Annotated in this window: 17 protein-coding genes; 6 read left to right on the forward strand and 11 right to left on the reverse strand. The window is 65.1% G+C overall.

Annotated elements, in window-relative coordinates:
• Positions 1-124: 124 nt before the first annotated feature.
• From K2Y42_RS02235 to K2Y42_RS02250, 4 genes are all read right to left on the reverse strand, one after another.
• On the reverse strand, positions 125-454 hold the full coding sequence (locus K2Y42_RS02235; RefSeq protein WP_291147966.1) for a hypothetical protein: 330 nt from the start codon (positions 452-454) through the stop codon (positions 125-127).
• A gap of 158 nt (positions 455-612) precedes the next feature.
• Positions 613-2,052 carry a tetratricopeptide repeat protein gene (locus tag K2Y42_RS02240; protein WP_291147968.1) on the reverse strand — a complete coding sequence of 480 codons (1,440 nt, stop codon included), beginning with the start codon at positions 2,050-2,052 and terminating at the stop codon, positions 613-615.
• A gap of 144 nt (positions 2,053-2,196) precedes the next feature.
• Positions 2,197-2,541: a membrane protein insertion efficiency factor YidD gene (yidD, locus tag K2Y42_RS02245; RefSeq protein ID WP_291147970.1), complete on the reverse strand. Its 345-nt coding sequence runs from the start codon at positions 2,539-2,541 to the stop codon at positions 2,197-2,199.
• A gap of 38 nt (positions 2,542-2,579) precedes the next feature.
• The gene (locus K2Y42_RS02250; protein WP_291147972.1) at positions 2,580-3,053 is read right to left on the reverse strand and encodes an iron-sulfur cluster assembly scaffold protein; all 474 of its coding nucleotides are present in this window, start codon (positions 3,051-3,053) and stop codon (positions 2,580-2,582) included.
• 134 nt (positions 3,054-3,187) lie between these two features.
• Here K2Y42_RS02250 and hisI point away from each other — a divergent pair, with 134 nt between their 5' ends.
• Together hisI and K2Y42_RS02260 are read left to right on the forward strand one after the other, a co-directional pair.
• Positions 3,188-3,610, forward strand: a complete 423-nt coding sequence (gene hisI / locus K2Y42_RS02255) for a phosphoribosyl-AMP cyclohydrolase (RefSeq protein WP_291147973.1) — start codon at positions 3,188-3,190, stop codon at positions 3,608-3,610.
• A gap of 269 nt (positions 3,611-3,879) precedes the next feature.
• Positions 3,880-4,848: a patatin-like phospholipase family protein gene (locus tag K2Y42_RS02260; RefSeq protein WP_291147977.1), complete on the forward strand. Its 969-nt coding sequence runs from the start codon at positions 3,880-3,882 to the stop codon at positions 4,846-4,848.
• Between the two features lie 120 nt (positions 4,849-4,968).
• Here K2Y42_RS02260 and K2Y42_RS02265 read toward each other — a convergent pair whose 3' ends face one another.
• Together K2Y42_RS02265 and K2Y42_RS02270 are read right to left on the reverse strand one after the other, a co-directional pair.
• Positions 4,969-5,400, reverse strand: coding sequence for a CBS domain-containing protein (locus K2Y42_RS02265; RefSeq protein WP_291147978.1), 432 nt, complete (start codon positions 5,398-5,400; stop codon positions 4,969-4,971).
• Between the two features lie 190 nt (positions 5,401-5,590).
• Positions 5,591-6,256, reverse strand: coding sequence for a rhomboid family intramembrane serine protease (locus tag K2Y42_RS02270; protein ID WP_291147979.1), 666 nt, complete (start codon positions 6,254-6,256; stop codon positions 5,591-5,593).
• Between the two features lie 278 nt (positions 6,257-6,534).
• On the opposite strand from K2Y42_RS02270, the gene K2Y42_RS02275 reads away from it, so the two are divergent.
• The 3 genes from K2Y42_RS02275 (at position 6,535) to K2Y42_RS02285 (ending at position 9,031) form a co-directional block, all read left to right on the forward strand.
• Positions 6,535-7,269, forward strand: a complete 735-nt coding sequence (locus tag K2Y42_RS02275) for a PAS domain-containing protein (RefSeq protein WP_291147981.1) — start codon at positions 6,535-6,537, stop codon at positions 7,267-7,269.
• 347 nt (positions 7,270-7,616) lie between these two features.
• Positions 7,617-8,246: a PilZ domain-containing protein gene (locus K2Y42_RS02280; RefSeq protein WP_291147982.1), complete on the forward strand. Its 630-nt coding sequence runs from the start codon at positions 7,617-7,619 to the stop codon at positions 8,244-8,246.
• Positions 8,247-8,383: 137 nt separating this feature from the next.
• Positions 8,384-9,031 (forward strand): transglutaminase-like cysteine peptidase, encoded by a 648-nt coding sequence (locus K2Y42_RS02285; RefSeq protein ID WP_291147984.1) that lies wholly within the window; start codon positions 8,384-8,386, stop codon positions 9,029-9,031.
• Positions 9,032-9,282: 251 nt separating this feature from the next.
• On the opposite strand, the gene K2Y42_RS02290 is transcribed toward K2Y42_RS02285, so the two are convergent.
• From K2Y42_RS02290 to cysE, 3 genes are all read right to left on the reverse strand, one after another.
• Positions 9,283-9,813, reverse strand: coding sequence for a gamma carbonic anhydrase family protein (locus tag K2Y42_RS02290; protein ID WP_291147986.1), 531 nt, complete (start codon positions 9,811-9,813; stop codon positions 9,283-9,285).
• 88 nt (positions 9,814-9,901) lie between these two features.
• The gene (locus K2Y42_RS02295; RefSeq protein ID WP_291147987.1) at positions 9,902-10,117 is read right to left on the reverse strand and encodes a DUF3126 family protein; all 216 of its coding nucleotides are present in this window, start codon (positions 10,115-10,117) and stop codon (positions 9,902-9,904) included.
• 17 nt (positions 10,118-10,134) lie between these two features.
• On the reverse strand, positions 10,135-10,938 hold the full coding sequence (gene cysE, locus K2Y42_RS02300; RefSeq protein ID WP_291150140.1) for a serine O-acetyltransferase: 804 nt from the start codon (positions 10,936-10,938) through the stop codon (positions 10,135-10,137).
• Positions 10,939-11,372: 434 nt separating this feature from the next.
• On the opposite strand from cysE, the gene K2Y42_RS02305 reads away from it, so the two are divergent.
• A complete protein-coding gene (locus tag K2Y42_RS02305) occupies positions 11,373-12,173 on the forward strand; it encodes an enoyl-CoA hydratase (protein ID WP_291147989.1) in 801 nt (266 codons plus the stop codon).
• A 694-nt stretch (positions 12,174-12,867) separates the two neighbouring features.
• Here the strand turns inward: K2Y42_RS02305 and K2Y42_RS02310 are convergent.
• The gene (locus K2Y42_RS02310; protein ID WP_291147991.1) at positions 12,868-13,230 is read right to left on the reverse strand and encodes a hypothetical protein; all 363 of its coding nucleotides are present in this window, start codon (positions 13,228-13,230) and stop codon (positions 12,868-12,870) included.
• 101 nt (positions 13,231-13,331) lie between these two features.
• Entirely contained in the window at positions 13,332-16,079 is a 2,748-nt protein-coding gene (gene metH / locus K2Y42_RS02315) for a methionine synthase (protein ID WP_291150142.1), read from the reverse strand.
• Positions 16,080-16,115: the final 36 nt, after the last annotated feature.

The raw sequence follows: 16,115 nt of genomic DNA on the forward strand, positions 1-16,115 counted from the left end.
AGGCCTAGGATGACAGGAAGGAGAGACGGAATGCCTCCTGTCCGCGGCAAGGCACGAGGCCAGCGGGGAGCATGGGTGAAGGCGATCTCTGGAGCGGGCGGCGCCGACGCACACGGCCCGTCCGCTACCAGTCGAAGAAGCTCATGACGGCGGCGAAGACGGCGACGATGGCGCCGAGGATGGCGAGCAGGACGTTCGCGATCATCTCGAAGACGGTCTCCAGCGTGTCCGAGGCGGACGCGCCCGCGAGCAGCACGACCGTGCCGCCGGACGCGACGAGCGCGGCGGTGACGGCGTTGAAGACCGTGTACCAGAGCAATCCGAAAACGAGGGCTGCCAGCAGGGCGGCGCCGGCGATGCGGCGGACAATGCCGGATTTCGCTTGCGCTCCATTGGTGTCGGGCTTGAGCGTGGAAACGCCCTCAGTTGGACCATTGGGAGTGGGTGCGGTCATGGCGGCTTCATCCCATTGCGGATCGGCCCCGTTGCGGGCCGGCAGGACAGGCTAACCGGACGCGTCGCGCCGCGATGTTTCGCGGGTGACACGCGCTCTTGAGAACGCCGCCCGCTCTCACTCCATTCACGTCACGCGCGTCACGTGACAACGCGGCCTCAGTTCACGCCGAGCGCGGTCAGCCCATCCTTGCTGGTGGTGCTGGTGGGATCGATCTTCAGCGCCGCCCGGAAGTCGCGGATCGCGAGATCCCGGTTGCCGAGCTTGGCGTGAATGTGCGCGCGCGTGTCCCAGACGTAAGCCTCTTTCGCGAGCAAACGAACAGCGGCATCCGCGTCGGAGAGGGCCTGCGCGGCGCGCCCCGTGCGGTAGTACGTCCAGGCGCGGTTGTTCAGCGCTTCGCCGTTGCCGGCATCGAGGCGGATCGCTTCGCTGTAGTCGGCAATCGCCTTTTCAAGATCGCCCTTCTGATACTGCACGGTGCCGCGCAGGCCGTAGGCGACAGCCTGGGGCTTGGCGGCGATGGCGGCATTGAATGCCTGCAGCGCGCCGTCGAGCTGGTCCGTATCGCGCAGCGCCTTGCCGTAGACGACCTGGACGTGGGCCAGTTCCTCATCCTTGGCGATGCCGCTGTCGATCAGCGTCTTGCACGCCGTCACGGCGGACGCAGGTTGCGAGGAATGGCAGTCGCGCCATGCCTGCGGAAGCATGCGGCGCGCGGTCAGGATGCTGGCCGGATCCGGTGCGGGAGCTTGCGGCGCGGCGTTTGCATCAAGCGGTAGCGATGCGTCACCGTTCTCTGACGCGCCGGGCTGAGCGGGCAAGAATTCCACGCGGCCGCTGTTCGGGGCAGGCTTGACGAGCGAACCGTGCGTCACGGGTGCGGGAGCCGGTGCGGTCGCGGCGGGCGCTGAAGGTGCGACGGCTGCAGCCTGCGGGGTTTCTTTCGGCGCGGGCGTATTGGTGCGCGGGATGGCGACGATCACAGCGACGATGGCGGCAAGCGTGAGACCGGCATAGGCGGCGGACGCGCCCAGGCGTCCAGCCGCGCTGCTCGGCGCATGCGCGGGCGGCACCGGCCGTTCCGAGGCGACGCGATAGGTGGCGGCCGACTTCAGATCGGCGTCCCCACCCGCTTCCGAGACGTCCTGGAACTTGAGTTTCAGCTTGCTGGAGACAGCCTCCTGCACGGAGCGCGAAATGCAGACGCCGCCCGGCACCGCGAGCGAGACAAGCTGAGCCGCGCCGGCCAGCGTTTCCGGCGTCACCTCCCCGCCCTGCGCGTGGTCGATCACCTCGCCGATGGTGATGGCGAGCTTGAAGTCGACGCGTTGCGCGGGGCCGAGCGGCTTGTTGCGCGCCCGCAGCGTCTCCTGCACGTCAACCGCGGCGCGCACGGCTTCGACGGCGCTATTGAAGTCCGCCACCACCGCTTCGCCGGCAGCGGGCACGATGCGTCCCCCGCCGCGCACGACGATGCCTTCGATCACGGTGCGGTTGGCAGCAAGGCGCGACCGGGCCGCCGCCTCGTCCTCTGCGAGGGCGAGGTCGAACCCGGCGACATCGGCCATCAGGACGGCTGCGATCTTCCGCTTCACCGTGCACTCCCTGGGAAATCAGATCCGGCCGTTCTACCACGCGCCGCGCGTCCCAGAACGCATGGATGGCATTAGACCTAAGAAAGCGCTCCGAATTTTGGCCGGGAGGACGGCCTGCAGCACACGGGCTTGGGGGCCGCCGCCCTAGTCCGGGTGGTGGTCCGGACAGCCGCACTTGCGCGCGGGGGATTGGGACCCAGCAGGCTGGCCGGTAGCCATGCGCCAGCGGCCGTAGCGCCAGGGGGCGAACGGGTGGCGTTCTGCGCGGATGTCGGGGGCGGGATCGTAACCGGCGCTGCCCCAGGGATGGCAGCGCGAGAGACGCGCCGCAATCAGCCACAGGCCCCGCCAGACGCCGTTCGTCTCGATGGCTTCGAGCCCATATTCAGAGCACGTCGGCAGGTGGCGGCATTCGAGGCCCATGATGGGCTTCAGCGTCCATCGGTAGGCGTGGATCGGCGCCTTGGCGATGGCCTTGCTCCACGACATCCGTCTGCCCTCGTGTCTGTCCTCGCTGCGGGCCAGCCTCACGCCCGCTCGGCGGCCGGGGTCATGTCGCGCTTCGCGCGGGCGTCATGAGCCTGATCCAGGGCGCGCTCGATGGCCTCGAAGACCAGCAGGGTCGACGCGTGCCGATGGGGGTAATCCTTGACGGGCTGCAAGAGGCCCAGGTCCGACCAGCGGCCGTCGGGGCGCGCGCCGCCTTCCTTGAGCATCCGGCGCATGGTTGCGGCGACACTGCGAAGCTCTGCCTCGCGCGTGCCGATGATCTCCCGCCCCACGATGGCAGCCGATGCCTGGCCCAGCAGGCAGGCCTTTACCTTCTGGCCGAAATCCGTGATCCGGTCGCCATCGAGCTTCAGCTCGACCTCGATCGTCGAGCCGCAGAGCTTGGAATGGGCGCTGGCGGCAGCGTCCGGCCGCTCCAGCCGCTCGGTATGCGGGATGGCCGCCGCAAGCTCGAAAATGCGCTGGTTGTAGATGTCATCAAGATCGGCCATGGGTCGCGTGCCGTTCCTTCGCCTTTGCCGCAATCGCTTCTATAACTAAGCGCCTTGTCTATATAGGGCGTTTGGTGCGGCTGTTCGAGTTGCATCAGCGCGGTGCAACGCCGCGAGGCGACGAGAGGCTGCATATGGGCGACACTGCCATTTTTCGCGATCCGGCCGGCCGGACCAAGGCCGACATCGAAGCGGGTGACGAGCTGCTGCCCAAGTTCGACAAGGACGGGCTGCTCGGCGCCATCGTGACCGACGAGGCAGGCGCCGTGCTGATGTTCGCCTGGATGAACGCCGAGGCGCTGGCGCGTTCGCTCGAAACGGGCGTGGCGCACTTCTGGAGCCGCTCGCGTAATCGCATATGGGTGAAGGGCGAGGAAAGCGGCAACGTCCTCAGGATCCGGGAGGCGCGCATCGATTGCGACCAGGACGCCCTCTGGCTCAAAGTTGCGGTCGACGGCGCGGGCGTGGCCTGTCACACGGGCGCCAGGTCCTGCTTCTACCGGGCGATCGTGCCGGGCGACGCCGGCGGCTTCCGCCTCGTGGCGTCGGACCACTAAGCCTCGTCGTGCGCCCGCCTTCCCTGCCTCGCCATCTCTCGCGCGCGAAACCTTTCGGTCGTTCGAGACGTTTAAGAAGCGGCCCTTCGAGCTGCACTGCAACAACGATTTCTCAAGTTGCTTCACCTTGTTGGTAGGGGGCCTTTAATCGGAATCTGTTAGGTTCCATGTAAGGTTTGAGGGGGAATCCGACACGAGACTGCGTTGGGTTTCATGGACCTCGCACTGGCGACCCGCCCAAACGGGTGGCCAGAAGAGTGGAGACCGCCATGGCACAAGCTGGCGCAAACAAGTTCAAGATCGGCCTGGCTCTCGGCGGAGGAGCCGCGCGAGGCTGGGCCCACATCGGTGTTCTTCGCGCCCTCCACAAAGCCGGCATCGTCCCCGACATCATCGCAGGCACGTCCATCGGCGCGGTTGTCGGCGCATGCGACGTGACGGGGCATCTCGACGAGGTCGAGGCCTTCGCGCGTGAACTGACGCGGCGTCGCGTGCTCGGCTTTCTCGACATCAATCTCGCCGGCACCGGTTTGATCACCGGCCACAAGCTCGCCGAGCGGCTCTACAAGCACATCGGCGACGCCAACATCGAAGATCTGCAACGCCGCTTCACTGCGGTGGCAACCGAGATCGGCACCGGCCACGAAGTGTGGCTGTCGCGCGGGAGCCTCGTCAACGCGGTGCGCGCGTCCTATGCGCTTCCCGGCCTCTTCCGGCCGGTGAAGGTCGACGGGCGGTGGCTCTTCGATGGCGCGCTGGTCAATCCAATCCCGGTTTCGGTCTGTCGGGCGCTCGGCGCGCGTTACGTCATCGCCGTCAACCTCAACATCGATATCTCCCATCGGGGCACGATCTCGAACGTCAACCCGATGCCGGAGTCCGACGGCGTGCTTGAAGACACGCCTCCCGTCACCGGCAAGAACGGCGTCGCGGTACGGCGCCTCTTGCAGCGGCAGATTCTCGGCCGGGGCGAGGACGTGCCCGGCATTTCGACCGTGATGGTCGACGCGTTGAATATCGTGCAGGACCGCATCGCGCGCTCGCGGCTCGCGGGCGATCCGCCGGATTGCATGATCAGCCCACGGCTGCATGGCATCGGCCTGTTCGACTTCCACCGCGCGGACGAGTTGATCGCGCGTGGCGAAGCAGCGGCGCGGCGCGAAATCGACGACCTCACCCGCGAATTGGATACGCGCCACCAGGGCGGGACACGGCGCGAGGAACTTCCCGCGCCTTAGCGGCTCTCTCCGACTATGGTTCCGCGACGTCACCGGATCGGAAAAACACAAACGGCGCATCTCGAAAGATGCGCCGTTTTCAATTTCAATTTCGCGCGTTTATTCGCGGGCGAATTGCGATCAGCCCGTCGCCAGATAGTTGCGCATGGCGGAGACTTCCATTTCGACTTCCGCCACGTGGTATTTCACGACGTCGCCGATCGAAATGATGCCGACGAGAGCATCGTCTTCGAGCACGGGAAGATGGCGGAAGCGACCCTTGGTCATCATCTCCATCAGCTCATCGAGCTCGCTCGTCTCCTGGCACGAGACGACGTTGCGCGTCATGACTTCCGACACCATCAGGTTCAGGGCCTGTGCGCCGTTCTCGGAAATCGCGCGGATGATGTCGCGTTCGGAGATGATGCCGGTCACGAGGCCGCTGTCGCCGACAACGACGATGGCGCCGATTTTCTTGGACCCGAGCTTCTTGGTGCAATCCAGCAGGGATGCGTTCGGACGTACGGTCGAAACCGCCCTGCCCTTTGATTTCAAAATCGATGCAACGTTCATAACGTATCCTCCACCCTTGCCTTGGCCGATCTACCCATCTCGCGAGGGCATCTCTGCCACCGCGGACGGCTCCCCATCGACGCGATCCGAAACGCATCTTTATCGATAGACGCTTCCTTCGAACCTCAGCGAGTCCGTTTCCAAACCCGCACTTCAAGAGTGATGCAAACTCCTACGGCTTGCAAGAGTTTCAATATTCAATTGGTTGCCGATTTTCTTCGCTAACGCGAACATCATCGAAGAAGGCATAAGTAAATATCCCTACGATATAGCCGCCGAGGTGCGCTTCCCAAGCAATTCCCGCCGCGTTTTGTGCACTGCCGAAACCGACGATTGTGAGAAGATTTATGACGACCAGAATTGCGCTCGTCACAAGCACGCGCCGGTCTGTCAGCGTCTCGGCGAGCGACATCAGACGCACCGATCGCGGCGCCTCACGCAAACGGCGAAACCCACCGGAATCCATGGCAGGAAACAGAAACCTCAACGTGCCGCCCATGAGGCCCGATATGGCGCCGGACGCGCCGATCATGGGCTGCACCAGATCGGCGTTGAAGAGGTAGAACGCGAGCGCGCCCGCGAGACCGCACAGGGTGAAGAACGCGAAAAAGCGGATCGTACCGGTGCGCTCCGCTATTGCACCGCCGAACGCGAGCAGCCAGGCGGAGTTCAGCGCGAGATGCACCCAGTCGCCGTGCAACAACATGTGGGTTATCGGCGAGGTGTACATCGCCAGCGTGCCGCCGGGCAGCTCGGCGGCGAGCGGACCGTAGCGGGCGGGGATGAAGGCGCCGGCCAGCACGACCCACAGATCGTCATCCGGAGAGAGCAAGCCACGGCCGACGTGGACCAGCACGAGAACCGCCAGGATGGCGACGACTGACGCGTGCACATTGAAGATCGGCTCTTTCGACGGCTCCGTTGGGATCACGCGTGTCTCCTGGGTCGGGCTCAAAGCTGCGCGGGCGCCCCGGGGCGCCCCTCGCCTTAACGATACGGCATCGGCTCGCGGCGTTCCCGGGCCAAATTAACGCGTCCCCCGCCGGGATGGCACGGAAGCTGCTCTACCCGTCTTGAAGCAGGCGCCGCCCCTTTCCGGGACGGCCCCTCTCAATTTCTCGAGAGCCTGGGCTCTTGATCGCCGGCGCGCCTTGGCTGCGCCGGACGACGAGCTGCGGCCAACGGAGGGCGGACACGATGCATCATCCAGCGACACAGGCGCTGTTTGCCTATTGGAACGAAATCCGGCGCGACCGGGTGGCCCCGCGGCGGCTGGAAATCGAGCCGGCCCGCATCAGCGAGCAGTTGCTCGACACGTTCATTCTCGAACGCACCGGCACTTCAGCGTTCCGCTTCCGGCTCACCGGGACCCGCGTCACGACCCGGTTCGGGCTCGATCTGCGGGCACAGGACTTCCTGAGCTGCTGGACCGACGGCGACCGGGCCATGCTCGAGCACCACCTGGCGGCCATCACGGATCTCGGGCGCGCGGGGCTCTTTACCGGCGAAGCGCGCCTCATCGCCCCCGACTCCAGCCCGCTCCCCGGCGTTTGTGCGTTCGAGCTCTTGATCCTGCCCTTGGCCCATACCGGCGAGAGCATCGACCGGCTGCTCTGCCTCATCGTGCCGCTGGACGAGGACACGTTGCCGGCACACGCCAAGTTTCAGGGCCTGAGGCTGTCGGCTGCCCAGGCGATCTGGCCCGATTCCGAGTTGTATCAGGCCCACGGCGACGCCGACCGCCAATCGCCGCTGAATCCGCGCGTGCGCATGGCCCGCATCGTCCGCCAGGGGCGCCGGCAGTTCCGCGTCTATGACGGGGGCCTGGACACGAGCGCGGCCGGTCTCGACGCGCGCGAAAGACTCTGACTCGGGGAAAAACTCTAGCCCACTGTTTTGTCCCGCTTCTTATCTAAGGAAGCGCCAGCATCGGCGTGCCTGCCCGTCTCGACACCGTCGAGCCGGCCGCGGGCTCGCCGCAATTCCTGCTGCAAACTGACGGCTGCAACTTTGGCGGCGCGATCCGCGTTGCTTCGCCATCAGGCCGTTTCGGCCTGTCTACTGCAACCTATCTGCTGCAATCCGGTCGTGCGGGATCGGGTCACGAATTAGTCGTTCGTTAAGTCTGTTGTCTCAGAATGAGACTCCGACGGTCACGAGCGGTGCAAATCCGACGAGGGGCCAGGTTTGTTCGTTTCGGTGTTCGGAATCTGTCCATGTGTCCTGCTCCTGCCGCCAGCGCCAGATCGTCTCTCCGTCCCGATCCTCGGATCGTACCCGACCGCCGCCGCCATAAGCGGTTTCAGGTGGCGTTGCTCGGCCGTTTCATGCGCGCCAACAAGCAAGAATACCCCTGCCGGCTGGCCGACATCTCGGTCGGCGGCGCGGCCATCATGGCGCCTGTCGAGGTTGAGCTCGACGAGCGGATCGTGGCGTATCTGGACGAGCTCGGCGGCCTCGAAGGGCGCGTGACGCGCATTTTCGACGGCGGGTTCGCCATCGAACTCAAGGTCAGCCAGCACAAGCGCGAGAAACTCGCCGCTCAAATCACCTGGCTCGTGAACAAAGACGAACTGGGCGGTGCCGCCGGCCGGCGGCACCAGCGTCTCGAAGTGGTCAACAAATTGCAAACGCTCGTGCTGCCCAACGGATCGCCCGTGGACTGCCGAGTGCTCGACGTTTCGCTCTCCGGGGCCTCGATCGGCACGCTCGTGCGGCCGGCCATCGGAGACATCGTCATGTTCGGGAAGCTGCGCTGCAAGGTGATGCGCTACCACGACCGGGGTATCGGCGTTCAGTTTCTCGACATTCCCGACCCCGAAGCTTTGCGCCGTTATTTCGGCTGAAAGGCTGGGCGAACGTGTGCCGTGGGGAACAACGATTTAGCTCAAATTTTGCTCGATTTCTGGCGGCGTATTTCAGGAGACCACGAGACTTCTCGACTACGGTGTTTCGTGTGAGAGGGACAGTAGGGGTAGTGAGTATGAAGCGTTTTGTTGTATGCATCGCGGGGGCCTTGGCCGGCATTGTCGCCTCTTCGGGCGCCATGGCAGACCCGTCGTTTCCGGCCTCGCTCGACAGCAAGGCCTCGCCCTTCATGCGGGTCTATGGCCCGTCCCAGGCGCCTTACGGTTTCGTCCGGTTCTGCGAAAGCAACCCGCAGGCCTGTGCTCCCCAGCGCATGGAAGACGTTCGTTTCCAGCCGACGCCCGAGCGCCTCAGCGAGCTCGATGAGGTCAACCGCTGGGCCAACCACGTCATCGCGCCCGCGACCGATCAGGAAATCTACGGCGTCAGCGAGTTCTGGACGTACCCCGTCGACCGAGGCGATTGCGAGGACTACGCGCTCTTGAAGCAGAGCGTGCTGCTGGCACGCGGCTGGCCGAAAAGCTCGCTCCTGCTGACCGTCGTCCGCGACGAAAAGGGCGAAGGCCACGCGGTGCTGACGGCACGCACGGCCCAGGGCGACTTCGTGCTCGACAACAAGGTCGACGACGTCCGTCTCTGGAACACGTCGGGCTACTATTTCATCATGCGCCAGTCGTATCTGGACCCGCGCGTCTGGGTGTCTCTCGACATCAACGACCGCACCGCACCGGATGCCATCGCCGGTGTTCGCGAACCGCACTAATTTTCGATCACTGCCCGTCGCACGACTTGTTTGACTTTGAGCCCGGCACGTCCCTGCCCCCACCCCCTCAGCCGGGCTCCCCTTGAGCCGGACGCGATCCCCCCCGCGTCCGGCTCTATTTTTTGCGGGACGCGTTGTGTCTCCATCGCGTGCCTTCGCGAAGGGAGATCTACGGGCGCGAACGCACGGCAGCGACAGGGCGCGGTTGCGCGCGCCTGACACCTCTCCGCTCGCGGTGAGTGAAGGCTCTTCTAGTCCTGCGGCTTGAGACCGGCCTTGTAGCGCTGCCAGTTCGCGACATAGCGGCCCGCGCCCCTGCCGAAGCGCGCCACGTCCTCGTCCGTCAACTGGCGCACGATCTTGCCCGGTGAGCCGAGCACCATGGAGCGCGGCGGGATCACCTTGCCTTCGGCAATCAGCGTGTTGGCGCCAATCAGGCACTCCTCGCCGATCTTTGCGCCGTTGAGAATGACGGAACCGATGCCCACGAGGGTGCCGCGGCCGATCGTGCAGCCGTGCAGCATGACCATATGGCCGATGGTGCAGTCCCCGCCGATGTCGAGCGGATAGCCCGGGTCCGTGTGCAGGACGCAGCCGTCCTGCACATTGGAGCGCGCGCCCACCGTGATCATCTCGTTGTCGCCGCGCAGGACCGCGCCGAACCAGACGCTTGCGTCCGTCTCGAGCGTAACCTTGCCGAGCAGCACCGCGTTCGGCGCGACCCAGAAGCGGCCATCGGCGGGCGTCGTTACGCCGACGCCGTCCAACTCGTAAAGCGCCATGCGCTTTCCCCCATCGTCGCGGAGCGACGTTCACGTATCGTCGCGGAGCGAGGTCAACAAGCGTCGCGGAAGGCGTTCGCCGCGCTTCTCAGGCTTCCTCGAGGTCCATGTCCAGAATGGCCATCTGGAACTGGTACGAAACCTCGCCGTCCTCGTCCTCGCGATAGAGAACGGCCGTGAAATCGTCGCCGATGTAGACCTCGGCGGAATCGTTCTTCTTGGGACGCGCGCGCACCGTCAGGTTCTTGGTGCCGAACGTCTTGCGGAGATAGGCCTCCAGGCGGGCCAGCTCTTCCTTTTTCACCGCTTGCTCCTTTGCGTTTACAGCATCGCGTAATCGTCCGGCCCGTGGCCGGCGTCACGCGCATCGAACGTTTGATCCATGGTGCGGCCGGGCTCGGCGGTGCCTGCGGGGCCGACGATGCGTGCAGGCACACCCGCGACCGTGACATGTGGCGGCACATCCTGAAGCACGACGCTGCCGGCGGCGATGCGCGAGCAGTTGCCGACGTGGATATTGCCGAGCACCTTCGCGCCCGCGCCGATCAGCACGCACGATCCGATCTTGGGGTGGCGGTCGCCCGTCTGCTTGCCGCTGCCGCCGAGCGTGACGGCATGCAGGAACGAGCAGTCGTCGCCGACAGTCGCCGTCTCGCCGATCACGACGCCCGTGGCGTGGTCCAGCATCAGGCCCTTGCCGAGGCGTGCGGCGGGGTGGATATCGACCGTGAACATGCGCGAGGACTGGCTCTGCATATAGAGCGCGAAGTCCACGCGGCCCTGCCGCCAGAACTCGTGGGCGAAGCGATACGTGACGAGGGCGTGGAAGCCCTTGAAGTAGAGAAACGGCTCGAGATAGCGCGTGCAGGCCGGATCGCGGTCGAGGACTGCGGCGAGATCGGCGCGGAAGGCGCGCCCGAGCTCCGGCTGAGAGGCGAGCACGTCGCGGAATTCCTGGAAGATGAGACCAGCGTCGACGTCGGCATGGCCGAGACGCTGCGCGATGCGATGGCAGATCGCTTCTTCGAGGACATCGTGGCTCATGACGGTGGCGTGGATGAAGCCCGTCAGCGCGGGCTCGGCTGCCATCGCCGCTTCGGCTTCGGCGCGCAGGGTCAGCCACATCGGATCGTCGCCTGCGCGGCGAGGGACGGTCAATCGCTCGGGCTTGCCCGTGAGGTGCTTGGCGGCACTCATCTCAGCTGTTCCTTTTGCCGGGGGCGCGGGCGACGCCTGCGAACAGGCGTTCCGTCCTTTGCCGCCCTTGGACAATCTGCCGGATTATAGAGCGTTAGCGGTGTTCCGTCAGAAGCTTCCTGCCGGGGGCCGCTCGCCATTTCGGGCTACGGCGTATAAGGGCGGGGCGGCGGCGTCAATCTAAACCTCGCTCCTTCCCGGCATCCGGGCGCGGCCTCTCTTCTCTCACCCGCAACACGTCCTTTTTGTCGCTCCTGGGCGGCCTTTTCACCAGGGCGGGCGACCGCCTTGAGGCGTGTGGACGCGTTGCGCGCCGCCGCGTTCGCCTGCAAGGTCGCGGGATCGAAAAAGGGACTCGCTTCATGACCGAAACGCTCGCCGATACGCCGGATCTCGACCTCGAGATCGATGGACCGATTGCCTGGATCGCGGCGCGCAACCCGACGCGCATGAACGCCTACACGGCCGGCATGTGGCGCAAGATCCCGGAGCACATCGCGGCGGCGGAAAGCAACCCCGCCATTCGGGTGATCGTGCTGCGCGGGGCGGGGACGCGTGCGTTCTCGGCGGGCGCCGACATCTCCGAATTCGAAAACGCGCGGACGGGTGATGCCGCCGCCGAGTACGACCGCCTCAACCACGAGGCCTTCGCCGCGCTTCTCTCGGCGACCAAGCCGGTCATCGCCATGATCCACGGCTTCTGCCTCGGCGGCGGCCTCGGCATTGCCGCGTGCGCGGATATCCGCATCGCCGACGAGAAGGCGCAGTTCGCCATTCCGGCGGCCAAGCTCGGCCTTGGATACAATCATCGCTGGGTGCCGCCGCTGCTGGCGCTCGCCCCGCCGTCGTTCATCAAGGACATGCTGTTCACGGGCCGGCGCGTCCCGGCCGCGGAAGCCCATCAGATCGGGATCGTCAACCGCCTCGTCGATACCGAAGCGCTCGAACTCGCCGTGCGCAGCCTGGCCAACGAGATCGCGGCCAATGCGCCGCTGACCGTGCGCGCGGCCAAGCTCTCCATCGACGAGTTGGTTCGCCATCCGGAAAATGCAGACGCCGGCAAGCTCGACGCGGCCGTGCAGGCCTGCTTCGCCAGCGCCGACTATGCGGAAGGCCGCCGTGCGTTTCTCGAGAAGCGCAAGCCGCAGTTCACGGGCCAGTAGAAACGCCGGGCGGCAATCCTTGCGTGTTCGCCGTGCCGTGCCTCGCCGCGCTCGGACACTGCCAAGCCACATATTTTTTCGTGGCGTCCGCTTGCGCCGCAACAGATCAACATTACCCGCAATTCGTGGAAAAACATTCGCTCCTGACGCCGCGACCCCGGCGGCTGTTGCTGCGCCGCAAGATCTTATTCACTTGGCATGGAACGATTTTGCTCCGTAGTCTTTAACCCTCGATCGGGCTCTGGTCCATCGGGCGCCCTACCCCGGGCGGTATCACACTCCTGTCTACTTTACCGATCTCTCGACCCGACCGACGTGTCTGCTCGTACCGATGAGCGTTCCCTCAGGGCCAGTTCGCCCTTGTACCGAAACAAGCCGGATCAGCCGGCGTCCAAGACAAGCCGGCGCCATGCCGGCAGGAGGAAACGATGGAACTTTCGATGCGACTGAGCATGCTTGCTGCTCTCATGTCTTTCGGATTCCTGGCTGCAATCGTGGTGGGAATGGTTTGACGTCGAAACCGCGCTGCGTCTCTCCGAGATCGAGCAGTCACGTCCATGAGCAGGCGCTACCGCCCCCCGGTCAGCGCCTGTTTCATTTTCCGATGGCGGATGACGCGCGCCCAATTCGGCGCGGGACGCGCTCTTGAGCGGGCCGCGGGATGATCTCTGGCTGATGATCGTGGGCGCGTGCTCTACGCTGCCGTTTGCGGGCGCGCGGTGTAGAAGTAGCCGGCGATCGCGGCTGCAACAGGCGCAAACGTGAACAGGTGCGCGAAAAGCTCCGATTGCGTTGCCCGCTCTCCGATCAGCACCGACACGGCAAACGCAGCGATGATGGCAAACGACACCGCCGCCACCAGCGACAGCAGCGTCGGCTTGGCAATGGTGTTGGTGATGCGCGATCCGATAAAGGCGCCAATCAGGATGATGAGCGCGCCAACGGCCGCCACGGCGTAGTTGAAGGCGGGGCCCTGCTGCAGGATGAAGCCCACGAGGTTTGGCGCAGCGATCCAGGCGGCTGCCGCCTGGGCCACGGTCAGATTTACGAACGGCATGTCCCCTCTCCGCCTCCCGCGTTCACGTCAGCCGCTTGGCGACGCTGCACGTCTCACATCTTCCCACGTCCGGTCTTCCCACGTCCCGTCTCAGGTCGGGATCATGCCACGTTCTTTCTGGCGGAAACAGGGTCGTAGTTGAGCACGGGCGCAAGCCAGCGCTCGGCCTCCTCCAGCGCCCAGCCCTTGCGACGCGCGTAGTCCTCGGCCTGGTCGCGCTCGACCTTGCCGACGCCGAAGTAGTGGCTTTCGGGGTGCGAGAAATATAGCCCCGAAACGGCCGCACCCGGCCACATCGCGTAGCTCTCGGTGAGCTGGATGCCGGTCTCTTCCTCGACGTTCATCAGGCTCCAGAGCGTGGCCTTCTCGGTGTGATCCGGCTGGGCCGGGTAGCCCGGCGCCGGACGGATACCCTGGTACTTTTCGAGGATGAGATCGTCGTTGGAGAGCGTCTCGTTCTTTGCGTAGCCCCACAGCTCGCGGCGCACCCTGGCGTGCAGCGCTTCGGCGAACGCCTCGGCCAGACGGTCGGCCAGCGCCTTGGCGATGATGCGGCTGTAGTCGTCGGTGGTCTTGATGTGTGCCTCGATCGCGGCTTCCTCGCCGAGCCCGGACGTGACGGCAAAGCCGCCGACGTAGTCGGCAATGCCGCTCTCCTTCGGCGCCACGAAATCGGCGAGCGCGACGTGGGCGCGATCGCGGCTCGGGTCGCGCGCCATCTGCTGGCGCAACGTGTACAGCGTCGCCCGCGTGGTCTTGCGCGTCTCGTCGGCATAAAGCTCGATGTCGTCGCCGACGCCGTTGGCGGGCCAGAACCCGACGACGCCATTGGCGGTGAACCACTTCTCGCGAACGATGCGGTCAAGCATCACCTTCGCGTCCTCGAACAGCTTGCGCGCTTCCACGCCGACCTTGTTGTCGTCGAGGATGGCGGGATAGCGACCGGTCAGCTCCCAGGTCTGGAAGAAGGGCGTCCAGTCGATGTAGGGCACGAGGCTCGCGAGGTCGTAATTGCGATACGTGCGCGTGCCGAGGAACGACGGCTTCGGCGGCGTGTAGGCCGCCCAGTCGATAGCGACCTTGTTGGCGCGGGCGGCCGTCAGCGTCAGGCGCTGCTTCTTGGCCTCATTGGCGAGATGGGCTTCGCGCACCTTCACGTATTCGGCCTGGATCCCTTCGACATAGCTCTTGCTCTGCGTCTCCGACAGCAGGTTCGACACCACGCCCACGGCGCGGCTCGCGTCGAGCACGTAGATGGCCTGCCCTTTGTTGTAGTTGGGGCTGATCTTCACGGCGGTGTGCACGCGGCTCGTCGTGGCGCCGCCGATCAGCAGCGGTACGCTGAAGTTTTCGCGTTCCATCTCGGCCGCGACGAAGCACATCTCATCCAGAGAGGGTGTGATCAGGCCCGACAGGCCGATGATGTCGGCCTTCTCGCGCTTGGCCGTCTCCAGGATCTTCGACGCCGGCACCATGACGCCGAGATCGATGACCTCGTAGTTGTTGCACTGGAGAACGACGCCGACGATGTTCTTGCCGATGTCGTGCACGTCGCCCTTGACGGTCGCCATCACGACCTTGCCGGCAGCCGGCATCTGATCGACGCCGGACAGGCGCTTTTCCTCTTCGAGATACGGCTGCAGGTAGGCGACCGCCTGCTTCATCACGCGCGCGCTCTTGACGACCTGCGGCAGGAACATCTTGCCCGCACCGAACAGATCGCCGACGACGCTCATGCCGTCCATGAGCGGGCCTTCGATGACGTTGAGAGGCTTCGGGAGCTTCTGGCGCGCCTCCTCAGTGTCGGCCTCGATGAAATCCGTGATGCCGTGCACGAGCGAATGCGTGAGGCGCGATTCCACGGTGCCTTCGCGCCAGGTGAGATCCTTTTCCTTGGCTTTCTGGCCGCTGCCGTCGCCTTTGAAACGCGGGGCTGCATCGAGCAGGCGGTCGGTCGCGTCGGGACGGCGGTTGAGGATCACGTCCTCGGCAAGCTCGCGCAGCTCGGCGGGAATGTCGTCATAGAGCGCAAGCTGGCCGGCGTTGACGATGCCCATGTCCATGCCGGCCCGGATGGCGTGATACAGGAACACGGAGTGCATCGCCTCGCGCACGGGCTCGTTGCCACGGAACGCGAAGGATAAGTTCGATACGCCGCCCGAGACGTGGGTGAGCGGCATCTTCTCGCGGATCTGGCGCGTCGCTTCGATGAAGGCGATGCCGTAGCCGTTGTGCTCCTCGATGCCCGTCGCGACGGCGAAGATGTTGGGGTCGAAAATGATGTCCTCGGGCGGGAAGCCGATCTTCTCCGTCAGGAGGTTGTAGGCGCGCTCGCAGATCGAGACCTTGCGCTCGATCGTGTCGGCCTGGCCCTGCTCGTCGAAGGCCATCACGACGACGGCGGCGCCATAACGGCGAACCTTGCGCGCGTGCTCGAGAAACGCCTCCTCGCCTTCCTTCATGGAGATCGAGTTGACGATCGGCTTGCCCTGCACGCATTTGAGGCCGGCTTCGATCACCGTCCATTTCGAGCTGTCGATCATGATCGGCACGCGCGAGATGTCGGGCTCGGAGGCGATCAGATTGAGGAACGTGGTCATCGCCTTCTCGGAGTCGAGCAGGCCCTCGTCCATGTTGACGTCGAGCACCATGGCGCCGGCCTCGACCTGCTGACGCGCAACTGCGAGCGCGGCGGCGTAGTCGTTCGCCTCGATGAGTTTGCGAAACTTCGCCGAACCGGTGACGTTCGTCCGCTCGCCAACGTTGATGAAAGACAGCGCTGCGGAAGATGTCATGAATTCGAATTCCGTTGTGTATGTGGGATGACGGGCAGGCGAGATGCGGCGCAGCTCTCGGGAGAGGTCAGTTTCTGGTGCTCGAACGTC

The organism is Hyphomicrobium sp., assembly GCF_019744875.1.
In the GTDB taxonomy this organism is placed as follows: domain Bacteria; phylum Pseudomonadota; class Alphaproteobacteria; order Rhizobiales; family Hyphomicrobiaceae; genus Hyphomicrobium_C.